Below are 20,855 nucleotides of genomic sequence, written 5' to 3' on the forward strand. Positions count from 1 at the left end.
GGTCGGGGTCATGACGCCGGCTTGAGCCGCAGCTTGGCCTTGGGCTGCGGTTTGGATTTCACCTTCCCCAACGCCGACGTCGCCGTCACCCGCGCCTTCGCCGGCGCGCGCTGCGCCTCCACCTCCCGGATCACCTCGATGAAGGCGCGCAGCGCCGCGGGCATCAGGCGGCTGCTCGGGTAGTAGAGGTGATGGCCGGGAATCGGCGGCGTCCAGTCGTCGAGCACGGTGACCAGGCGCCCCGAGGCGATCTCCGCCTCGGCCTTCGTGGACCAGACATAGGCGAGGCCCATGCCCTTCGCCGCGGCGTCGACCATCAGCCCGATGTGATCGAGCGTCAGCGACCCCGGCACGTCGACCTTCAGCGATTGCCGCTGGCGCTCGAACTCCCAGCGGTACATCTTGCCGCTGGGCAACCGGAAGCGGATGCAGCGGTGATCGGCGAGCGCATCCGGCGTGCGCGGCGTGCCGTGCCGCGCGAGGTAGTCCGGCGACGCCACCACGATGAAGCGCACGTCGCCGCCGAAGGGCACGGCCACCATGTCCTGCGGCAGCGCCTCGCCGAGCCGCACGCCCGCGTCGAAGCCCTCGGCGACGATGTCGACGAGCTTGCCCTCGGTGACCAGGTCCAGTTGCACGTCCGGATGGCGTTCGACGAATGCGGGCACGATGTCCTGCATCAACTCGCCCGCCGCGATCTCCGAGACGTTGATCCTCAGCCGCCCCGACGTGCGCCCGCTCAGCGAGCCCAGGTCGCCGAGCGCGTTGTCCAGCTCCGCCAGGATCGGTCCGACATCGCGCGCGAGCTGCTGACCGGCGTCGGTCGGCGCCACGCTGCGCGTCGTGCGGTTGAAGAGCCGGACGCCCAGCCGCTCCTCCAGCCCCCGCACCAGATGGCTCAGGCTGGACGGCGACATCCCCAGTTCGTCCGCCGCCGCGCGGAAGGACTGGTGCCGCACGATCGCCAGGAAGGCGGTCAGCTCCGCCAGGCTGGGACGCTCAGTCATTGAAGGGCCCCGCGCACTCATTCATGAATATTCCCCACTAGCTCGTTTCAATTCCTGAGCATAGACGCATCAATCGCCGGTTCCTAGAGTTCGCTCCACACCGCGCCGCACATCGACCAGGCGCGGTGACACGACCAGCAAAGGAACCGCACCATGTCCAGCACCCGACTTGTTTCCGCCGTGATGACGGGCGCCGTGATCGCGTCGCTCGCGATGGCGATTCCCGCGGCCCGCGCCGCGACCGCCGCCGCCCAGGCCAAGGCGCAGGCCTCGAACGCCGGAAGCGGCGCCAGCGCCGAAACCGCCGCCAACAAGGCCGCCGTCGACAGCATGCTGCGCCGCTGGATGGGCGGCGACTACGGCGCGCTGCAGCCCATGCTCGCCGACGACATCGAATGGACCATCACCGGCAACTCGCTGGTCGCCGGCACCACGCGCAGTCGCGACGAACTCAACCGCAACGTGCTCGGTCCGTTCGGCGCGCGCTTCGCGCAATCGCAGGACCGTTTCCGGCCGCGCACCATCCACGCGGTCTATGCGGACGGCGACACCGTCGTCGCGCATTTCTCCGCCGCCGGCACGACCAACGCCGGCAAGCCCTACGCGAACAGCTATGTCTGGATGCTGACGATGCGCGACGCCAAGGTCGTCCGCGTCACGGCCTTCTTCGACAGCATCGCCTTCGACGAGTTCTGGCGGCAGAACCCGGTCGCGGCGAACTGAGTTCCCCCAGCCTCCCTCGGCCCTCCCACTGCCCTCCCCCTCATTCCCCACAAGGAGTTCCCCATGAAGACCTGGTTCATCACCGGCGCCTCGCGCGGCTTCGGCACGCTGTTCGTCAAGGAAGCGCTGGAGCGCGGCGACAACGTCGTCGCCACGGCGCGCAACGCCCGCGCCATCGTCGATACGTTCGGCGACCATCCCCGGCTGCTCGCGGCCAACCTCGACGTCACCGACGAAGCGCAGGCCCGCGCCGCCGTCGAGCAGGCGGTCAAGCGCTTCGGCCGCATCGACGTGGTCGTCAACAACGCGGGCTTCGGCGTGCTCGGCGCGATCGAGGAGACAAGCGCCGCGGCCGTCGAGTCGGTCTACCGCACCAACGTCTTCGGCCTGCTGGCGGTCACGCGCGCCGTGCTGCCGCAGCTGCGCAAGCAGCGTGCGGGTCATGTGATCAACATCTCGTCGATCGGCGGCTACCGCAGCGCGGCAGGCTTCGGCGTGTACGCCTCCACCAAGTTCGCGGTCGAAGGCATCAGCGAGGCGCTCGCCGAAGAAGTCAGGCCGCTGGGCATCCACGTGACCATCGTCGAGCCCGGCTACTTCCGCACCGACTTCCTCGACGGCGGCTCGCTGACGACCCTCCCGACGACCATCCCCGACTACGCCGACACGCCGGTCGGCACGGTGCGGCGCATCGCCGCGGAGCTCAACCACCAGCAGCCGGGCGATCCGGCGCGTCTGGCGAAGGCGCTGCTGCAGGTCGTCGACGCGGAGGTTCCGCCGCTTCGCATGCCGTTCGGCTCCGACACGGTCGCGGCGATCGAGCAGAAGAACGCGTTCGTCGCCGGTGAACTCGCCCGGTGGCGCGAGCTCGCGATGTCGACGGACTTCCCGACTTCACTCTGAGTTCACACAGGGCTCATCCTGAGCTCCACCCGCATGGCGAGACTGGGTCCTTCACCTCAGGAAAGGACCCGTCCCGCCATGAACCGCTTTCTCGCTTCCGTGCTCATCGGGCTGCTGGTGTGGAACGTCTCCACCGCCCTGCTCATCGACGTCTACGTCCCCTCGCCCTGCAACGCCGCCGGCCGCTGCGACGGGGACATGGCCTTCACGCTGAAGGTATTCGGCATCTGGCTCGGCATGTTCTGGGCGACGTCGGCCTCCGTGCTGCTGTACAACGTCGTGTCGTGGAAGCGGGAGTGGGCGCGGCATCAGCAGCAGGCGCTGTGACCCGGACGCGCGGGCCTGTCGAAATCCGCTGCCCTCGTTCGTCGTCCGTCATCTACCCTCGATGAATGCCAGGAGCACGCGATGACCGACGATCCCGTTCAGACCTTCCTCCGCGACTACGCCGCCGCCGTCTTCGACCGCGATCTGCGACGTTTCCTGGACCTGTACGCCGACGACGTCCAGGTCTTCGACAGCTGGAACCGCTGGGAATACGCCGGCCGCGCCGACTGGGGCGGGATGATCGCCGCCTGGTTCGAGGGCATCCAGGATGTCCGCGTCCACGTCACGGCCAAGGACGTCAAGGCCTGGCACGACACGCAGGTGGCCGGCGGTTCGGCGACGCTGGAATTCGCGGCACTCGACGCCGACGGCCAGCCGCTGCGCGCGACCGAGAACCGCCTCACGGTGCTCCTGCGCAACGACGGCGGCACCTGGCGCGTCGTGCATCAACACACCTCGGTGCCGGTCGACTTCCACAGCAAGCAGGTCGTGGGCCGCTGATCGTCGGCGGCCACTTCACACCGACCTCACCGCGGGCTCATGCTGCCCTCGAAGGGCCTGACGAGACTGGCGTCTCCTCAACGAGTGGACACCGATCCCGTCATGCCGCACTTCCACGTCTCCCTCCGCATGGGTCGCGATAAGCTGGGGGCCCCGTCGCCCTCCACCGCCACGCCCATGCCGAGCACCCTCATCGAAGTCCGTCGCGCCTATTCGCAGGAACAGGAAGTCCAGTTGATCGAAGCCGTGCAGGCGGCGCTGGTCGAGGGCTTCAAGATCCCGGCGGAAGACCGCTGCGTGCGCCTCATTGCGTACGAGCCGCACCGGTTCATCTACCCGCCGCGTCTGTCCCGGCCCGAGTGCTACACGCTGGTCACGGTGACCGGCTTCGCCGGACGGACCATCGAGGCGAAGCGCCGCCTCTATCGCGGCATCGTCGAACGCCTCGGTGCGCTCGACATTCCCGCCGACCACGTCACGATCACGCTCAACGAAGTCGCGCGCGAGAACTGGGGCCTGCGCGGCGGCGTGCCGGCGTCGGAGATCGACCTGGGGTTCAAGGTCGACGTGTGACCGCCGCGGTGTCCGGGCCGTCCGGCCCGTTCGGCCCGATCGACGAAATCGGCGCAATCGGCAGAATAGGCGCGCTCAGAGCGCCAGCCGATGCGCCTGCAGCGCCAGCAGCCCGTCGAAGATCAGCGAGTCGATCAGCTCGTGCGGGATGTCCAGCGCGGGCGAGACCTTCCAGCCCGCGCCGCCGGTCATCAGCGTGACCGGTGCCTGGCCGCAGCGCTTGAGGATGTGGCGGTGCATGCGCTCGATCGCGCCGGTGATCGCGTAGTTGCCGCCGCTGGTGAGCGCGTCCGAGGTGTTGGTCGGAAACTCGCGCACCTCGCCGGTCGGCACGCGCAGACCGGCGGTGCCGCCTTCCAGCGAGCGCAGCATGATCCCGTGACCCGGCAGGATCAACCCGCCGAGGAAACGTCCGTCCGCATCGAGCGCATCGACCGTGACCGCCGTGCCCACCATCACCACCAGCGCCGGCTTGGGCGCCTGCCCGCGCCCGCGCGCCAGCACGTGATGCCGCGCGCCGATGAGCGCGACGAAGCGGTCCGCGCCCAGCCGACCCGGATGGTCGTACCCGTTGGTCACGCCGCCCGCCTGCGCCGACGAGGCGACCCAGCGCGGCTCGATGTCCCAGATCTCCTCCATCTGCTCCTCGACGCGATGCCGCATCGCGTCGCCGGCGACGTTGCTGCCGAGCATGCTGCCCGGCGCCGCGGGCAGCTTGGCCCAGTCGCCCTCGGCCAGCGTCTCGATGTTCTCCAGGAACTGCGCACCGTGCGCCAGCATCGGGCTGCCCGGTTGGGGGCCGGCATAAAGCGCCCACTTGAGGCGGGTGTTGCCGATGTCGATGGCCAGGAAGCTCATGGGAGGAGATGCCAGCAAGTGTGGAGTACTTGGGAAATGTCAGTGCCGTGAGGGACAGGGCGGCAGGTTAGCAGTGTTTGTCCTCAAGCCGGTGCACCGGACGGCCGATTTAGGATTGAATCGAGGCCGGTCGCACCACCCCGGGGCGACGCCGTCGACACAACAACAAGGCTCAGGACCGATGAAGTTCTCCATCGCCACGCGACTGTGGATCCCCGTCGCCGTCATGTCCGTCGTGACGGTGGTCATGTCGCTGGGAGCCGCCTCCCGGACGCGCGCCCTGCTGGAAGTCGCCCAGGTGACACAGGAGAAGCAGCAGCAGCGCTTCGAGCTCGCGCTGCGCTGGCGCGGCCTGACCGAGGCCAACGCGAGTCGCGTGCAGGCCGGCCTCGCGGCGAACGACAACGCCGTCGCGGACTCGATGAAGGGCGACATCGCCCGCACCAGCGAATCGATCAACGACATCCAGAAGCAGCTCGAAGGCCTGGCCGAAGGCGACGAGGACAAGGCCGCGATGGCGAAGATCGCCGAGCGGCGCCAGGCCTACATCGCCGTGCGCAACGAGGCCAACAAGCTCAAGGCCGGCGGCGACAACGACGGCTCGCACCAGGCGCTCAAGCAGAAGGTCGTGCCCGCGATCGAGCAGTACCTGGCCGCGCAGCAGGACTTCGTCGTGCTGCAGCAGAAGCGCTCCGCGGCGCTGCGCGAGGCCGCCGGCGCCGAGCGCATGCGCACCGTGTGGGGCGTGGCGGCGCTGATGACGGTGATCGTCGGCCTGCTGGCGCTGGCCACGGCCTATTTCGTGCGGACCATCTCCGCGCCGCTGAAGTCGCTGATGGCAGAAGCCGAGCGCATCGGCGAGGGCGACCTGTTCCACGTCGAGCGCGAGTACCGCGAGGACGAGATCGGCGACGTGCAACGCGCGCTGGCGGCGATGAAGAGTGCGCTGCGCAAGGTCATCCGCGAGGTGCGCGCGACCGCCGACGGCATGCAGACCGCGAGCCAGGAGATCGCCAGCGGCAACCAGGACCTGAGCCAGCGCACCGAGCAGACGGCGTCCAACCTGCAGCAGGCGGCCTCGTCGCTGTCGCAGCTGACCGGCACCGTGCAGCAGAGCGCGGAGAGCGCGCGCACCGCCAACCAGCTGGCCGGCAGCGCGGCCGAGGTGGCCGGGCGCGGCGGCGCGGCGGTGGGCGACGTGGTGGGCACGATGGCGCAGATCGATGCGTCGGCCAAGAAGATCAACGACATCATCGGGACCATCGACGGGATCGCGTTCCAGACCAACATCCTGGCGCTGAACGCCGCGGTCGAGGCGGCGCGTGCGGGCGAGCACGGCAAGGGCTTCGCGGTGGTGGCGTCCGAGGTGCGGGCGCTGGCGCAGCGCAGCGCCGGCGCGGCGCGCGAGATCAAGGCGCTGATCGGCGACAGCGTGACCAAGGTGGAAGTCGGCTCGCAGCAGGTGCGCGACGCCGGCGCGACGATGAACGAGATCGTCGCCAGCGTGCAGCGCGTGTCGGACATCATCGGCGAGATCAGCGCGAGCACGGTGGAGCAGAGCCAGGGCATCGGCACGGTCAACGGGTCGGTGGCGCAGTTGGACCAGATGACGCAGCAGAACGCCGCGCTGGTCGAGGAATCCGCGGCGGCCGCCGAGTCGCTCAGTGAGCAGGCGCGCAAGCTCACCGCGCTGGTGGGGCACTTCAAGGTCAGCGATCCCAAGCCGAAGCCGGGTGATGCGATGAACGTCGTCGCGGCACCCGCGCCGATCGCACGTGCGTCCGCGCCGGTCGCGAAGCCGGCTGCGGCGCCTCGCCCTGCGGCAACGCCGGTCGCGGCGAAGACCCCGATGGCCAAGCCGCTGGTTTCGAAGACCACCACCAAGGCGACCACGACCAAGCCGGTGGCAAGACCTGTCGCCAAGGCGCCGGCGCCGAAAGCGTCTGCCGTGACACATACACCAAAACCGGCGGCGCCAACCCCATCGGGCCCCAGCGCAACAGCGGCACCCGACGGCGATTGGGAAACTTTTTGATCTAGCGCAACGACCTCTTGAATAGAGGTCGTTTTGCTTTGGGAATGGATTTTGGACGTCCTGCCCGAGCGTAGGCTGACCGCCTTCGTCACTCCAAGAGCCCCCGATGTCTCACGGTCAGTATCACCCGCGTACGCTCTCTTCCCTTCCCCTCAACTCGGTTCCCTTCATGCACACCCGCACCCTGACTCTCTCCGCCGAACAGGAGCAGTTCGTTCAGGAGGAGTCGCAACGCGAAGGGTTCGAGTCGACGACGGAATACCTGCTCGACCTCATCGACAAGGAGCGCGATCGCAAGTACATGCGCGACATGATTCTGGAAGGCATCCGCTCCGGAAAGCCAGTGGAACTCGATATGTCCGGCTACCTCGATCTCGGCAAGATCCTCGACGAGGAAGCCAAGAAGTGGGAGTCCGGGCAATGATCGGAAAGCGCCTGTTTCTTCTCCCCCGAGCGGCCCGCGATCTCGATGAGATCCGCCGGTACTACCAGGACGAAGGGGGGACGCTTCCTGTCGAAGCACTTCATTCGGAGGTGACGCGCGCCCTTCGACACATTTCGCGCGCGCCGGGAACTGGTTCTCCGCGATATCGCCCTCTCTTGCAGGTCACCGACATGCGCACGTGGCGGCTGACGAAGTTCCCCCACTTGGTCTTCTATCTCGACCGCCAGAATGCAGTGCATGTGGTGCGGGTCATCCACGAACGACGCGATATCCCTCGCCGCTTTCGCGAGCATTGAAGGAGCGATTTCATGAACATTCCACGCAGCCGGCTGGATCGCATCGACTACAACGACATTGCGACCGGGCGCCGGCTCGACCCGGTCCATCCAGGAATCCTTCTTTCGTCCGAGTTCATTGAACCGCTTGGCCTCACCCGCTATCGCGTCGCCAAGGCGCTCGGCGTGCGGCAGCGTCGCATCGATGAAATCTGTGCAGGCGAACGCTCGATCTCGGCCGACACCGCGGTCCGACTCGGACTCGCTTTCGGCGTGGATCCGCGGTTCTGGCTCAACCTCCAGGCGCAGTACGACATCGAGGTCATCCTGCAGGCGCACGGTGATCAATTGGTAGAGGAAATCGACGCGCTGGCCGCCTGAGCGATGCGCAGCGCCGACTCGCTCCATCCCTGGCAAGTCTCCGCCGGCGGCATCGCCGGCCTGATCCTGAGCATCGGCCTGGCGCGCTTCGCCTACACACCGGTGCTGCCGCTGATGCAGCATCAAGCCGGGCTCGGCGACGCGATGGGCGGCACGCTCGCCGCCGTCAACTACGCCGGCTACATGAGCGGGGCCCTCCTCGCCGCGCTCATCGACGATCCGCGCTGGCGATCGCGGCTCTACTTCTGGGGCATGCTGCTCGGGCTCATTGCCACCGCGATGATGCCGCTCGCGCCCAACCTCGCGCTGTGGGCCGTCTCGCGCTACCTCGGCGGACTCAGCGGCGCCGCCGGCATGCTGCTCGGCTCCGGCCTCGTGCTGGGCTTCCTGATGCGTGCGGGCAGACGTCCGGAACTCGGCGTCCACTTCATGGGACTCGGCCTGGGCATCGTCGTCTCCGCCATCGGCGCGATGGCGATGGACCGGCTCGCGCTTGACTGGGCCGGACACTGGTGGGGTTTCGTCGTCATCGGCGTCCCGCTGCTCGCGATCACGTGGTGGTGGCGTCCACCGGTGCCGCCGCCCGCCACCGCCGCGCTCGGCGCCGGCGCGCCCAGCACCCGATGGATGCGCTGGATGATCGCCGGCTACTTCTGCGCCGGCTGGGGCTTCGTCATCAGCGCCACCTTCATCGTCACCATCGTCGAGCGCCAGCCGTTGCTCCACGGCCAGGGGCCGTGGGCCTGGCTGCTCGTCGGTCTCTCGGCCACCCCGGCCGTGTTCCTGTGGGATCGCGTCGCGCGCCGCTTCGGCGACCTCAACGCGTTGCTCGCCGCCTTCGCGCTGCAGATCGTTTCCGTCGTGCTGCCGATGCTGTCAGGGAGCCTCGCCGCCGCGCTCACCGGCGCCCTGCTCTACGGCGCGACCTTCATCGGCCTCGTGAGCCTCACTCTCGCGCTCGTGGGGCGGCGCTCGCCCGGCAATCCGGGCAAAGCGATGGCGCGCCTCACGCTGAGCTACGGCGTCGCGCAAGTCACAGCGCCCGCGCTCGCCGGCGCGATGGCGCAAGCCAGCGGCAGCTACCGCGCATCGTTGTGGTTGACTGCCGCCGTGCTCACCGTCGGCATGCTGATCATGCTCAGACTACGCAGCCTGGAAGCGCGCCGCGACGCGTGAGTCCTCGAGATCATCGGCCATCGTCGGCACGTCGACCTTCCCGGTCGCCACGGGCTTCGCGCTCATCGCCGCATCGAGACCCACATCCGCCCGCCATTGCGGTGACAACGCCACCACCTCGCCGATGACCAGCAGCGCCGGGCTCGGCAGTCCTTCGCGCTCGATCGCGGCGGGCAGGTCCGCGAGCGTCGTGAAGCACTCGCGCTGACGCGGCGTGTGGGCCGCGCTCACGATGACCGCCGGCGTCTCCGCGGCCAGTCCGCCGTCCTGCAACGACTGCGCGATCACCGCGGCCCGCGTCAGCCCCATGTAGACGACGAGGGTGAGCCGGCTGCGCGCCAGCGCCTCCCAATCCGGCGCGATGCCGTGCTCGCCGTTGTGGCCGGTCACGAAGGCCACGCCCGGCGTGCAGCGCCGGTCCGTCACCGGCACGCCGACCGACGCCGGCGCCGCGAGGCCTGCGGACAGCCCATTGATCACCTCGACCTCGATCCCGGCCTCGCGCAGCGCGTCGACCTCCTCGCCGCCGCGACCGAACACGAACGGATCGCCGCCCTTGAGCCGGACGACGCGTGCGCCGGACCTGGCTTCTCGAATCATCAGCTCGTGGATGAAGCGCTGCTCCGTCGACACGCAGCCGCCGCGCTTGCCCACGCGCAGCACGCGCGCGGTCGCCGGCAGGCAGGCCAGCACGCGCGTGTCGACGAGGTCGTCCGTCAGCACGACCTCCGCCTGCTGCAGACGCTTCAGCGCCTTGACCGTGAGCAGCTCCGGATCGCCCGGCCCCGCGCCGACGAGGGACACAGACAGCGGGCGGGCAGTCTGGCTGGCGATTGGGCTGGCGTCGAGCGGGCTCATGTCGGTTCCTTCAGTTCATGCGAGACAGACGATTTCTTCGGCGCCGAGGTGTGCACGAGGCGCCTCAGTGCCGGCAGGCAGGAGCCGCACTGCGTGCCGCAGCGCAGTTCGCCTTGCAGTGCGGCGAGGCGAGCCTCGGGCGCGCCATCCGGCTGGCGGCGGAGGCACGCAGCGATCGCGTCCTCGCGCACGTTGAAGCAGTTGCAGATCTGCGGACTGGACGTTGTCGCGGGCTGCTCCGCGTCGGGTGCAAGCAGGCGGCGTCCGAACGGGGCGACCGGTGCGCGCTCGCGCCAGAGCGCATCGAGCCACTCGGCCTCGCTGCCCTCGCCGACGCGCATCAAGGCTTGCAGCCTCGCCGCCGCGCCTTCGCCGTCGAGTCGCAAGGAGCGACTGCGTCCGCGACGTCCATCGGCATAACGCAACACGCCGACGCCATTGAGCTGGAGCACCGCCGCCAGCGCCTGCACGACGGGCGCCGGCGGCGGCTCCGCAAACGCCAGTTCCAGACTCCACCCTTCCAATGTCTCCTGCGCCGGCCCCGGCAGGCAGCAGGCGTAGTCCGCCTCCGCCATCAACGCGCGGAGTTGGCTCCGCAATGCTGCGCCTTCGCCGGGCGCGATCCACGCGGCACCGAAGATCCGCCACGGCAGGTCGACGGCTTCGACGGCCACGGCGGTGAACTTCAGTTCCGGCTGCCGCGAGTCCGGGCAGTAGGCAGGCTGCGTCAGCGCGTTGATGCCCGACAGGCCGCGCCCGCCGAGGAACTCGCTGCCCCAGTGCATCGGCAGCCAGGCCTGCTGCGCGCCGACGCTGTCGTCCGCGCGCAGCGGCACGATCACCTCACCGCGCCGCGAACGCACACGGACCAGCGACCCCGCCTTCAGTCCTCGACGGTCCATGTCCTGCGGATGCAGGGTCACCGCCGGCCCCGGCTCGCCGGCGAAGAGCTTCGCGACGGTGCCGCTGCGGCTCATGCCGTGCCACTGGTCGCGCAGGCGGCCGGTATTCAGCGCCAGCGGAAACTTCGCGTCCTGCACCTCCGCGGTCGACGCGAAAGGCTTCGTCATGAAGCGGGCCCGCCCATCCGCATGAGCGAACTCGCCATCCTCGTAGAGCCTCGCCTTGGCCTGGCTCGCGCCGGCGGGCCATGGCCACTGCCGCGGCGCCTCCTCCAGCATCGGATAGCTCAGGCCGCCGATGTCCAGATCCCGGCCGAGCGTGGCCTCGCGATGCTCCAGCCAGACTTGTTCCTCGCGATCCCACGCGAAGAGCGACGGTTCCATCGGCCGAAGCGCCGCTTCGATGCGATGCGCCACGTCGCGCACGATGCGCCAGTCCGCCCGGGACTCGCCGGCCGGCGGCAATGCCGCGCGCACGCGGCTGATGCGCCGCTCGCTGTTGGTGACGGTGCCTTCCTTCTCCGCCCAGGTCGCCGCCGGCAGCACCACGTCGGCGAACGCCGCCGTCGCCGTGCCCGCGAAGGCCTCCTGGAGGATCACCAGCTCACAACGCTCCAGCGCCGCACGCACCAAGGCCTGATCAGGCATCGACTGCGCCGGGTTCGTGCAGGCGATCCACAGCGCCTTCACCTCGCCGCGCGCGGCCGCCTGGAACAGCTCGACCGCCGTCTTGCCCGGCCGCTCCGGCAACGCTTGCACGCCCCAGATGGCAGCGATCTCCGCGCGATGCGCCGCGTTGCCCGGGTCACGATGGCCGGGCAGCAACGTGGCCATGCCGCCGCTCTCGCGGCCACCCATGGCATTGGGTTGGCCCGTCAGCGAGAACGGCCCCGCGCCAGCGCGACCGATCTGCCCCGTCGCGAGATGCAGGTTGATCAGCGCCGTGTTCTTCGCCGCGCCGCTGCTGCTCTGGTTCAGCCCCATGCAATACAGCGACAAGGCCGACGGCGACTGCGCGAACCATTGCGCCGCCTGCAGGATGTCCGCTTCCTTCAACCCGGTCAGTCGCGCCGATTCAGCCGGCGTCATCGTGCGCACCAGCGCCTTCAGCGCGTCGAAGCCGCTCGTGTGCTGCGCGATGAACGCGGCATCGATCCAGCCTTCCCAGATCGCCGCATGCAGCATGCCGTGGAACAGCGCGACGTCGCTGCCGGGCTTCAAGGCCAGATGCAGGTCGGCAAACTCGGCCGTCTCGGTGCGACGGGGATCGACCACGATGATCTTCATCCCCGGCCGCGCGGCGCGAGCCGCCTCGATGCGGCGGAACAGGATCGGATGCGCCCACGCGGTGTTGGCGCCGGCGATGAACAGACAGTCGGTCTGTTCCAGGTCCTCGTAGCAGGTCGGCGGCGCATCCGCGCCCAGCGACTGCTTGTAGCCCACGACCGCCGAGCTCATGCACAGGCGTGAGTTGCTGTCGATGTTGTTGGTGCCGATCAGCCCGCGCGCCAGCTTGTTGAACGCGTGGTAGTCCTCGGTCAGCAACTGCCCCGAGATGTAGAACCCGATCGCATCGGGACCGTGCTCGGCGCGGATCGCCAGCAACCGGTCGGCGAGGCGCTGCGTCGTCGTGTCCCACGCCATGGGCTGGAGCGGCGCATCGCGCGTCTCCCGCCACGCCGGCTGCAGCAGCCGCTGCTGCGCGCGCACCACCGGCGTCGCGGTCAGGTGCAGGGTCGATCCCTTGGTGCAAAGCCGACCGAAGTTGGCCGGATGGTCGGGATCGCCGCGCACACCGACGATCTCCGCCTGCGCGCCTTCGCCGGCCACATCGATCAGCACGCCGCAGCCCACGCCGCAGTACGGGCAGGTCGAGCGCGTGGTGCGCGTGATGGGCGTGGTGCGGATATCCGGGTTCATCGATGACAGCGGCTCGGCGACCACGTCGGCGCTGCTCAGCAGGCCACGCGCGTGCAGGGACCGGCCTTCACCGCCGGCAGATCGATCCCGACGGTGTCGAGTTCATCGCGGTCGAGCAGCACGACGCCGTCCTCGACCTTCACCTGGAACACCGGGGTGCGGCCCTCATCGGGCTCGCGGGCGCAGCCGTTCTCCAGCGCGATGGTCCAGTTGTGCAGCGGGCATGCGACCGCGTTGCCGAACACGATGCCCTGGCTGAGCGGACCCGCCTTGTGAGGACAGCGATCGAGCAGCGCATGGACGCGGTCATCGGCGGTGCGGAACAGCGCCACCTGCGGTCCCTTCGCACGGGCGACGCGTCGCGAGCCCAGCACGGGGATGTCGGCCACGGTGCAGACGGAGATCCAGTTCGTCATGGGGTGCTCCTCACGCTTGAACGGTGGTTTGACCGATGGCGCCAGAGGGGGCGTCGGCGATGACTTGGACGGTGGCGACCGGCTCGAACTGCCGCACGTCGACCTGCGCCTTCGCGAACTCGAACCACGGATCCGGCTCGCCGTCGAGCGCGAACTGCAGTTCGGCCCACAGCGCCTTGCGCCCCTCGTGGTCATCGAGGATGCGGCGCTTCACGTGGTCCAGGCCCACACGGCTCACGTAGTGCACGGTGCGCTCGAGGTACCAGCCCTCCTTGCGATAGAGCTGCATGAACGCGCCGGTGTATTCCATGACCTCCTCCGAGGTCTTGAGCTTGACGAGGAAGTGCGCCACCTCCGTCTTGATGCCGCCGTTGCCCGCGACGTACATCTCCCAGCCCGAGTCCACGCCGATGATGCCGACGTCCTTGATGCCGGCCTCGGCGCAGTTGCGCGGGCAGCCGCTGACGGCGAACTTCACCTTGTGCGGCGCATACATCCGCCACATCGCGCGCTCCAGGTCCTTGCCCATCTGCGTGCTGTCCTGCGTGCCCATGCGGCACCACTCGGAGCCGACGCAGGTCTTCACCGTGCGCAGCGCCTTCGCGTAGGCGTGTCCGCTGGGCATCCCGATGTCGCGCCAGACGTCGACCAGATCCTCTTTGCGGACGCCCAGCAGGTCGATGCGCTGGCCGCCCGTCACCTTGACGGTCGGGATCTTGTACTTGTCGACGGCGTCGGCGATCCGACGCAGCTCATCGGCGGTTGTCTCCCCGCCCCACATCCGCGGGATCACCGAGTAGGTCCCGTCCTTCTGGATATTCGCGTGACTGCGCTCGTTGATGTAGCGCGACTGCGGATCGTCCACGGCCTCCTTGGGCCACGACGACAGCAGGTAGTAGTTGAGCGCCGGCCGGCAGGTCGCGCAGCCGTCGGGCGTCTTCCAGTTCAGGCGCGCGTAGACGTCGCCCAGCTTGATCAGATGGTCCTTGAAGATGGCGTCGCGCACCTCCTGGTGGCTCAGGTCGGTGCAGCCGCAGATCGCCTTCTTCTTCGGCGCCGAGGAGTAGTCGCCGCCGGCGGTGAACATCAGCAGCTGCTCGACCAGGCCGGTGCAGGACCCGCAGCTCGCGCTGGCCTTGGTGTGCTTGCGCACCTCCTCCAGCGTGAACAGGCCCTTCTCCTTGATCGCCTTGCACACGGCGCCCTTGGTGACGCCGTTGCAGCCGCAGACCTCGTCGCTGTCGGCCATCGCCGCGGCCTTGTTGTGGCCCTGGTGGCCGACGTCGCCGATGTTGCTCTCGCCGAACATCAGCTTGTCGCGGATGTCGCCGATCTTGCGGCCCTCGCGCAGCAGCTTGAAATACCAGCTGCCGTCGACGGTGTCGCCGTACAGGCAGGCGCCGACGAGCTGGTCCTCCTTGATCACGAGCTTCTTGTAGACGCCGGCGAAGGGATCGCTCATCACGATCTCCTCGGTGCCCTCGCCGCCCATGAAGTCGCCGGCGGAGAACAGGTCGATGCCGGTCACCTTCAGCTTGGTGCTGGTCTGGCTGCCGAGGTAGCGGCCGATGCCGAACTGCGCCAGGTGGTTCGCGCAGACCTTGCCCTGCTCGAACAGCGGCGCGACCAGGCCGTAGGCGATGCCGCGGTGCGCGGCGCATTCGCCGACGGCGTAGACGCGCGGGTCGGTGACCGTCTGCAGCGTGTCGGTGACGACAATGCCGCGATGGCAGTGGATGCCGGCGCTCTCGGCGAGCGCGGTGTTGGGGCGGATGCCGGCGGCCATCACGACGAGGTCGGCGGGGATCTCTTCGCCGTCCTTGAAGCGCACCGCCATCACGCGGCCGTCCTTGTCGCCGATCAGCGCCTCCGTCTGCGCGCCCATGCGGAAGCGCAGGCCGCGCTCCTGCAGCGACTTGCGCAGCAGGTCGCCGGCCTGGTCGTCGAGCTGGCGCTCCATCAGCCAGCCGGCGATGTGGATCACCGTGACCTGCATGCCGCGCAGCATCAGTCCGTTCGCCGCTTCCAGGCCGAGCAGGCCGCCGCCGATGACCACGGCGTGGCGGTACTTGGTCGCCGCCTCGATCATGGTGTTGGTGTCGGTGATGTCGCGATAGCCGATCACGCCGTCGAGGTCCTTGCCGGGCACCGGCAGGATGAAGGGATTCGAGCCGGTGGCGATCAGCAGCCGGTCGTACTCGGCCTCGGTGCCGTCGTCCGCGACCACCTTGCGCTTGATGCGGTCGATGGTCTTCACCGTCTTGCCCAGGTGCAGCGTGATGCCGTTGTCCTCGTACCAGGACAGCGGATTCAGGATGATCTCGTCCAGCGTCTGCTCGCCGGCCAGCACCGGGCTCAGCAGGATGCGGTTGTAGTTGGGATGCGATTCGGCACCGAAGACGGTGATGTCGTAAAGATCGGGGGAGATCTTCAGCAACTCCTCCAGCGTGCGCACGCCGGCCATGCCGTTGCCGATCATCACAAGCTTCATCTTCTTCATGGCGGGAGCTCCGGCGGGGGAATTCAGAGGCGCGAGTTCGGTGGTGGCGTTCATGCGGAGCGCTCCATGCGGAAGGTGGCGTTCGGAAGAGCCCGGCCCTCACCCCTGCCCTCTCCCGCAAGCGGGAGAGGGAGTGAGAGGGGTGCCCGCGCGGCGGTGGCAGCGGTAGCAGGGGTTGGAGTGGTGGTGGACTCGGAGGGATGCGCGCGGCCGCCGGCGCCGACCCAGGTGCGGGTCCAGCGGGCCTGCATCACGCGCAGCAGGCCGAGCATCGCGAGCGAGAACACGGCGAAGGCCGCGAAGCCCCACGCGTAGGTGCCGGCCCACTGCTTGGACAGGCCCATCAGGTTGGGGACCGCGCCGCCGCCGAGGGCGCCGATCTCGCCGATCATCGAACCGGCCACCGCGGTGGCTGCGGGCCAGCGCAGCGGCACAAGCTGGAACAACGCGCCGTTGCCCGCGCCCAGCGCGCCGAAGCAAACGACCAGCAGCACCGTCGTCAGCACCAGCGAGCCGTCAGCGAGTCCGACCAGCATCAGCGACAACGTCACCACGGCCAGCACCACCGTCAGCGCGTTGATGCCGCCCCAGCGGTCCGAGAGCGCGCCGCCGGCGACGCGCACCGCCGCGCCCATGAAGGCCGCGAGCATCGTCAGTTGACCGGCCGCCACCTTGGAGACGCCGAACTGGTCGTGGTAGTAGGTGGGCAGGAAGGTCGTGAGGCCGATGAAGCCGCCGAAGGTCACCGCGTACAGCAGGCTGAAGGCCCAGCCGTCCTTCTCGAACAGGCAGGCGACGTGATCGCGCAGACCGGCGTGGTCGTCGACGTCGGGCGGCTCCTTCGCGAAGACCACCATCACGAGCATCGGCACCGCGATCGCGGCGGCGGCGATCGCGTAGACGCTCTGCCAGCCCAGCCACTGCGCCAGCGGCGGGGCGACCAGCACCGACACCGCCGTGCCCACGTTGCCCGCGCCGACCAGGCCCATCGCCAGGCCCTTGTACTTCGGCGGGTACCAGCCCGAGCCCAGCGACATCGCCACGCCGAAGCTCGCGCCGGCGATGCCCAGCAGCACGCCCATCGCGAGCAGGTCGCCGTAGCTCTCGACCTGGAAGTAGCCGTAGCTCATGGCGACGGCGATCAGCGCCATCTCCACCAACGTCGCGTTCTTGCGCCCGATGTACTGCGACAGCACGCCCAGCGGGAAACGCATCAGCGCGCCGGCCATGATGGGGATGGACAGCATCAGCCCCTTCTGCGCGGCGGTGAGCTGGTAGGCCTCGCTGATGAAGGGCGCGAGCGCGCCGTTGAGCACCCAGATGCAGCAGGAGCAGGCGAAGTACAGGAACGCCGCGCCGAGAGTCGGGGCGTGGCCGGAGCGCAGGAAGGTGCGGAACATGGCGGGTTCGCTGTGGGTGGCTGGAAACGAAAAAAGGCCGCGTCGAGCACGGGGCTCGGCGAGGCCTTCTGACGGATGAGGCATCGGATCGCGAACGATCCGGCGCGAAGACCGCGGAGCCGGAGCCCCGCGAGGGTGCGGCGCGTCGTTGCGCCACGCCGGAGACTTCGCAAGTCGCATGCCAGCGAGCGTCACGCTCGGGATTTCTTCAACACCGGAGCGCCGCAGGCTTATGCTGCGGCGCTTCGTCGGCGTTGCGACGCACCTCCGTCGCTGGCTGCATTCCTCCTCTGTCACGCCCTGGTTCCAGAACCTGCCCGAGGCCATGTCCGAACACCAAGCACCGCCCGGTTCCAATCCCGACGACGACGCGAAATTGCCGCTTCGGGTGCTCCTGCTAGGCGCCGATGCGCTGGCCGGCAACCCCGCCACGCACTGGATTGCGGCGGCCGTGCACCACCCGGAACGCGACAGCTTGGTGCACACCGCACAGGAACGGGACGTCGAGGCGTTCGTGCTCGACCTCGGCGACGCATCGCTTGCGAACGCCTCCGATTGGCTGGACGCGCTCGAAGCGGCCTCGTTGAACCTGCCGGGCGTCTGCGTGGCGCCGCACGTCGACCGCCTGCCCGCCGACTTCCAGCAGCGCGCGATGGCGCTCGGCGTGCAGGTGCTGCTCGAATCGATGCCCGAACCCGCGACGCTACGTCGCCAGCTGCGCTGGGCCATCGGCTCATTCAACCGCTTCTCGGCGCTGCGGGCCCAACTGGACGACCGCAAGTGGACCGATCGCGCGAAGGGACTGCTGATGTCGGCCCGCGATCTCGATGAAGACGGCGCCTTCCGCCTGCTTCGCGAGGCGGCCATGCACGCGCACCTGCGGTTGGGTGAGGTGGCGCGGTCGGTCGTGCAGTCGGCGCAACTGGCCGAAGCGGTGAACCTCGCGGGCCAGCAGCGCATGCTCAGCCAGCGGCTGGTGAAGCTGATGGCACAGCGCGCCGCGGGCATCGAGGTCAAACGCGCAAAAGCGTTGCAGGATGAGTCCTGCGTCCGTGTGAACGCCAACCTGGCGCGGCTACCCGCGCTGGTGACAGGCCTGCCGCCGTCGACCGGTGCACCGGTCCAGCTCGTCGATCCCGTGATCGACGCCTGGCATCGGCTGGAGCCCTTGCTGGTCGGCAAGCCCGCGACCGAAGCGCTCGCCGCCGCCGATGCGGCCGCGCAGGATCTGCTGACGCACTCCGACGCGCTGGCGACGGCGCTCGCCGCCTCAGGCGGCGGCAAGCCGCTGCACGTCGTCAACGTCTGCGGACGGCAGCGCATGCTGAGCCAGCAACTGGCGAAGGAGGCGTTGCTCGTCGACCTCCTGCCGGGCCGCACGCCGGCCGAGCTGCTCGACAGCCTCGATCGCTTCGCCGCGGGACTGGCGGAGCTGGAGTCCTCCCCGCTGTCGAGCGACGCGATCCGCGCGCTGCTCGCCGAGGTCGGCGCCGAATGGCTGCGGCTGATGCGCAGCGTGCGCGACGCCCATGGCCGCGAAGCGGCCGAAGGACTGGCGCGGAGCAGCGAGGTGATGCTCGATCGGCTGGAACTGCTCACGGTGCATTACCAACAGAGTCTGCAGATCATCCTGGGTTGAGGGCTTCCGCACTTCCACGGCCGCTGGCCCTCACCCCCACCCTCTCCCGCGGTGCGGGAGAGGGAGCCACCCCAGTGCTCCTGCTCAGAATGGCTCAGTGCGTTCTCACTCCCTCTCCCGCTTGCGGGAGAGGGCGGGGGTGAGGGCCAGCTGCCTCAAGCAGTCAAGCGGCACGCGGCTCCACGTGTCGATGCCGCGTGTAGAGGAAGTCGATCACCGCCTTGCGCGCATGCACGTAGGTCGGATCCTCGGCCAGCGCGACGCGGTCGCGTGGGCGCGCCAGCGTGACGGGCAGGATCTCGCCGATCGTGGCCGCCGGGCCGTTGGTCATCATCACGATGCGGTCGGACAGCAGCACCGCCTCGTCCACGTCGTGCGTGACCATGACCACCGTGCTGTGCGTCGCCGCGACGATCTTCAGCAGCTCGTCCTGCAGATGCGCCCGCGTCAGCGCATCCAGCGCGCCGAAGGGCTCGTCCATCAGCAGCACCTTGGGCTCCATCGCCAGTGCCCGCGCGATGCCGACGCGCTGCTTCATGCCGCCGGAAATCTCATGCGGCCGCTTGAACATCGCATGGCTCATGCCGACGAGGTGCAGGGCCTCCTCGGTCCGCGCCATCAGACGAGGCCGCAGCTCACGCCCGCCGAACACCGATTCCACCGCCAGCAGCACGTTGTCGAAGCAGGTCAGCCACGGCAGCAGCGAGTGGTTCTGGAACACCACCGCGCGCTCCGGCCCCGGTCCGGCGATCTCGCGACCGTCGCAGAGCAGGCCGCCGTCGGTGGGTCGCAGCAGCCCGGCGATCAGGTTCAGGAGCGTCGACTTGCCGCAGCCCGAATGGCCGATCAGCGTCACGAACTCGCCCTTGGCGATGTCGAGGTCGATCTCGCGCAGCGCGTGGAACCGGCCCTTGCGGCTCGCGAAGACCATCTCGGCCTGCTGCACGCGGATGAAGGGAGTGCTCATGAGAATCTCCTTGAATCAGGAGGCCCAGGAATGGGCCGACATTTCTAGCGGAGCCCGTGGCGCTGGCTTTGCCAGGCCACCGGGCTCGCCCCCTTGAGGGGGCCGGCGAAGCCGGTAGGGGGTGGTCCTAGTCATCGAAAGAGAAGCGCTTGGCCAGCGCCATCAGCAGCCACTCCAGCATCAGCCCCACGATCCCGATCACGAAGATCGCGATGAGGATGTGCTGCACGTTGAGGTTGTTCCACTCGTCCCAGACCCAGAAGCCGATGCCGACGCCGCCGGTCAGCATCTCGGCCGCGACGATCACCAGCCAGGCGGTGCCGACAGACAGGCGCACACCGGTCAGCATGTAGGGCAGCACGGCGGGGAAGAGGATGCGCGTCACCAGCTTCCACTCGGAGAGGCGCAGCACGCGCGCGACGTTGAGGTAGTCCTGCGGCACGCGCTGCACGCCGACCGCGGTGTTGACGACCATCGGCCAGATCGAGCAGATGAAGATGGTCCAGATCGCCGCCGGGTTGGCGCTCTTGAACACCAGCAGGCCGATGGGCAGCCACGCCAGCGGCGACACCGGCTTGAGCAGGCTGATCAGCGGCGACAGCATGCGGCTCGCGAATTCGAAGCGGCCGATGATGAAGCCCAGCGGGATGCCCACCGCCGCCGCGAGGCCGAAGCCCAGCGCCACCCGCTGCAGCGAGTTCAGGATGTTCCAGCCGATGCCCTGGTCGTTGGGCCCGTTGCGATAGAACGGATCGGCGAACAACTTGACCGCGGCATCCCAGGTCGCGCCCGGCGTGGGGAACTCGCCGCCCTTCAGTGTGGCAACGTACCAGACCAGCCACAGCAGGCCCAGGCCGCACACCGGCGGCAGCACGCGCATCCACACGGCGCGCCAGTCGACGCCGGCGCGCGGCGGCCGCGCGACGGGTGCCGGCGTGGCGACCGGCTCGTTGGCCGCGTCGCGCGCCAGCGGCAAAGGCGTGGCGACGGAGACGCTCATCGCGTCGCCCGACGCGTCGTCGGAGGAATGGAAGACGGCACTGACCATG

Annotated in this window: 20 protein-coding genes; 11 read left to right on the forward strand and 9 right to left on the reverse strand. The window is 69.0% G+C overall.

The annotated features are described in order from the left end of the window. Positions 1–8: 8 nt before the first annotated feature. Positions 9–1,007: a LysR family transcriptional regulator gene (locus ACQZ13_RS26575; protein WP_431048842.1), complete on the reverse strand. Its 999-nt coding sequence runs from the start codon at positions 1,005–1,007 to the stop codon at positions 9–11. 153 nt (positions 1,008–1,160) lie between these two features. On the opposite strand from ACQZ13_RS26575, the gene ACQZ13_RS26580 reads away from it, so the two are divergent. The 5 genes from ACQZ13_RS26580 to ACQZ13_RS26600 all read left to right on the forward strand — a co-directional run bounded on the left by ACQZ13_RS26580 (position 1,161) and on the right by ACQZ13_RS26600 (position 4,034). After that, positions 1,161–1,730, forward strand: a complete 570-nt coding sequence (locus tag ACQZ13_RS26580; RefSeq protein ID WP_431048843.1) for a nuclear transport factor 2 family protein — start codon at positions 1,161–1,163, stop codon at positions 1,728–1,730. A 63-nt stretch (positions 1,731–1,793) separates the two neighbouring features. After that, the gene (locus ACQZ13_RS26585; protein ID WP_431048844.1) at positions 1,794–2,633 is read left to right on the forward strand and encodes an oxidoreductase; all 840 of its coding nucleotides are present in this window, start codon (positions 1,794–1,796) and stop codon (positions 2,631–2,633) included. 78 nt (positions 2,634–2,711) lie between these two features. After that, the gene (locus ACQZ13_RS26590; RefSeq protein WP_431048845.1) at positions 2,712–2,960 is read left to right on the forward strand and encodes a hypothetical protein; all 249 of its coding nucleotides are present in this window, start codon (positions 2,712–2,714) and stop codon (positions 2,958–2,960) included. An 81-nt stretch (positions 2,961–3,041) separates the two neighbouring features. Continuing rightward, positions 3,042–3,461 (forward strand): YybH family protein, encoded by a 420-nt coding sequence (locus tag ACQZ13_RS26595; protein ID WP_431048846.1) that lies wholly within the window; start codon positions 3,042–3,044, stop codon positions 3,459–3,461. A 177-nt stretch (positions 3,462–3,638) separates the two neighbouring features. Next, the gene (locus ACQZ13_RS26600; RefSeq protein WP_431048847.1) at positions 3,639–4,034 is read left to right on the forward strand and encodes a tautomerase family protein; all 396 of its coding nucleotides are present in this window, start codon (positions 3,639–3,641) and stop codon (positions 4,032–4,034) included. Between the two features lie 75 nt (positions 4,035–4,109). On the opposite strand, the gene ACQZ13_RS26605 is transcribed toward ACQZ13_RS26600, so the two are convergent. Further along, complete coding sequence (locus tag ACQZ13_RS26605) at positions 4,110–4,892, reverse strand: type III pantothenate kinase (RefSeq protein WP_431048848.1); 783 nt, start codon at positions 4,890–4,892, stop codon at positions 4,110–4,112. A 181-nt stretch (positions 4,893–5,073) separates the two neighbouring features. Between ACQZ13_RS26605 and ACQZ13_RS26610 the strand changes: the two genes are divergently transcribed. The 5 genes from ACQZ13_RS26610 (at position 5,074) to ACQZ13_RS26630 (ending at position 9,204) form a co-directional block, all read left to right on the forward strand. Beyond that, the gene (locus ACQZ13_RS26610; protein ID WP_431048849.1) at positions 5,074–6,927 is read left to right on the forward strand and encodes a methyl-accepting chemotaxis protein; all 1,854 of its coding nucleotides are present in this window, start codon (positions 5,074–5,076) and stop codon (positions 6,925–6,927) included. Between the two features lie 169 nt (positions 6,928–7,096). Further along, the gene (locus ACQZ13_RS26615; protein ID WP_431048850.1) at positions 7,097–7,351 is read left to right on the forward strand and encodes a hypothetical protein; all 255 of its coding nucleotides are present in this window, start codon (positions 7,097–7,099) and stop codon (positions 7,349–7,351) included. After that, on the forward strand, positions 7,348–7,668 hold the full coding sequence (locus tag ACQZ13_RS26620) for a type II toxin-antitoxin system RelE/ParE family toxin (RefSeq protein ID WP_431048851.1): 321 nt from the start codon (positions 7,348–7,350) through the stop codon (positions 7,666–7,668). Before ACQZ13_RS26615 ends, ACQZ13_RS26620 begins: the two co-directional genes overlap by 4 nt. Positions 7,669–7,680: 12 nt before the next feature. Beyond that, complete coding sequence (locus tag ACQZ13_RS26625; protein ID WP_431048853.1) at positions 7,681–8,028, forward strand: HigA family addiction module antitoxin; 348 nt, start codon at positions 7,681–7,683, stop codon at positions 8,026–8,028. Positions 8,029–8,031: 3 nt separating this feature from the next. Further along, positions 8,032–9,204: a YbfB/YjiJ family MFS transporter gene (locus tag ACQZ13_RS26630; protein WP_431048854.1), complete on the forward strand. Its 1,173-nt coding sequence runs from the start codon at positions 8,032–8,034 to the stop codon at positions 9,202–9,204. Here ACQZ13_RS26630 and cobA read toward each other — a convergent pair. From cobA to ACQZ13_RS26655, 5 genes are read right to left on the reverse strand one after another with little or no spacing between them, the layout of a single operon-like run. After that, entirely contained in the window at positions 9,172–10,062 is an 891-nt protein-coding gene (gene cobA, locus ACQZ13_RS26635; RefSeq protein WP_431048855.1) for a uroporphyrinogen-III C-methyltransferase, read from the reverse strand. The two genes, ACQZ13_RS26630 and cobA, sit on opposite strands and share 33 nt — an antisense overlap. Next, entirely contained in the window at positions 10,059–12,884 is a 2,826-nt protein-coding gene (locus tag ACQZ13_RS26640; RefSeq protein ID WP_431048856.1) for a molybdopterin-dependent oxidoreductase, read from the reverse strand. Before ACQZ13_RS26640 ends, cobA begins: the two co-directional genes overlap by 4 nt. Before the next feature lie 35 nt (positions 12,885–12,919). After that, a complete protein-coding gene (nirD, locus tag ACQZ13_RS26645; protein WP_431048857.1) occupies positions 12,920–13,300 on the reverse strand; it encodes a nitrite reductase small subunit NirD in 381 nt (126 codons plus the stop codon). 10 nt (positions 13,301–13,310) lie between these two features. After that, positions 13,311–15,800, reverse strand: coding sequence for a nitrite reductase large subunit NirB (gene nirB, locus ACQZ13_RS26650; RefSeq protein WP_431053407.1), 2,490 nt, complete (start codon positions 15,798–15,800; stop codon positions 13,311–13,313). A 50-nt stretch (positions 15,801–15,850) separates the two neighbouring features. Continuing rightward, positions 15,851–17,200: an MFS transporter gene (locus tag ACQZ13_RS26655; protein ID WP_431048858.1), complete on the reverse strand. Its 1,350-nt coding sequence runs from the start codon at positions 17,198–17,200 to the stop codon at positions 15,851–15,853. Positions 17,201–17,525: 325 nt separating this feature from the next. Between ACQZ13_RS26655 and ACQZ13_RS26660 the strand changes: the two genes are divergently transcribed. Continuing rightward, complete coding sequence (locus ACQZ13_RS26660) at positions 17,526–18,839, forward strand: type IV pili methyl-accepting chemotaxis transducer N-terminal domain-containing protein (protein WP_431048859.1); 1,314 nt, start codon at positions 17,526–17,528, stop codon at positions 18,837–18,839. A 163-nt stretch (positions 18,840–19,002) separates the two neighbouring features. On the opposite strand, the gene ACQZ13_RS26665 is transcribed toward ACQZ13_RS26660, so the two are convergent. Both ACQZ13_RS26665 and ntrB read right to left on the reverse strand, forming a co-directional pair. After that, positions 19,003–19,806: an ABC transporter ATP-binding protein gene (locus tag ACQZ13_RS26665; protein ID WP_431048860.1), complete on the reverse strand. Its 804-nt coding sequence runs from the start codon at positions 19,804–19,806 to the stop codon at positions 19,003–19,005. Positions 19,807–19,933: 127 nt separating this feature from the next. Continuing rightward, positions 19,934–20,854, reverse strand: a complete 921-nt coding sequence (gene ntrB / locus ACQZ13_RS26670) for a nitrate ABC transporter permease (protein WP_431048861.1) — start codon at positions 20,852–20,854, stop codon at positions 19,934–19,936. Position 20,855: the final 1 nt, after the last annotated feature.

Origin of the sequence: Roseateles sp. L2-2, assembly GCF_050613215.1 — a bacterium.
GTDB lineage: Bacteria > Pseudomonadota > Gammaproteobacteria > Burkholderiales > Burkholderiaceae_C > Roseateles > Roseateles noduli.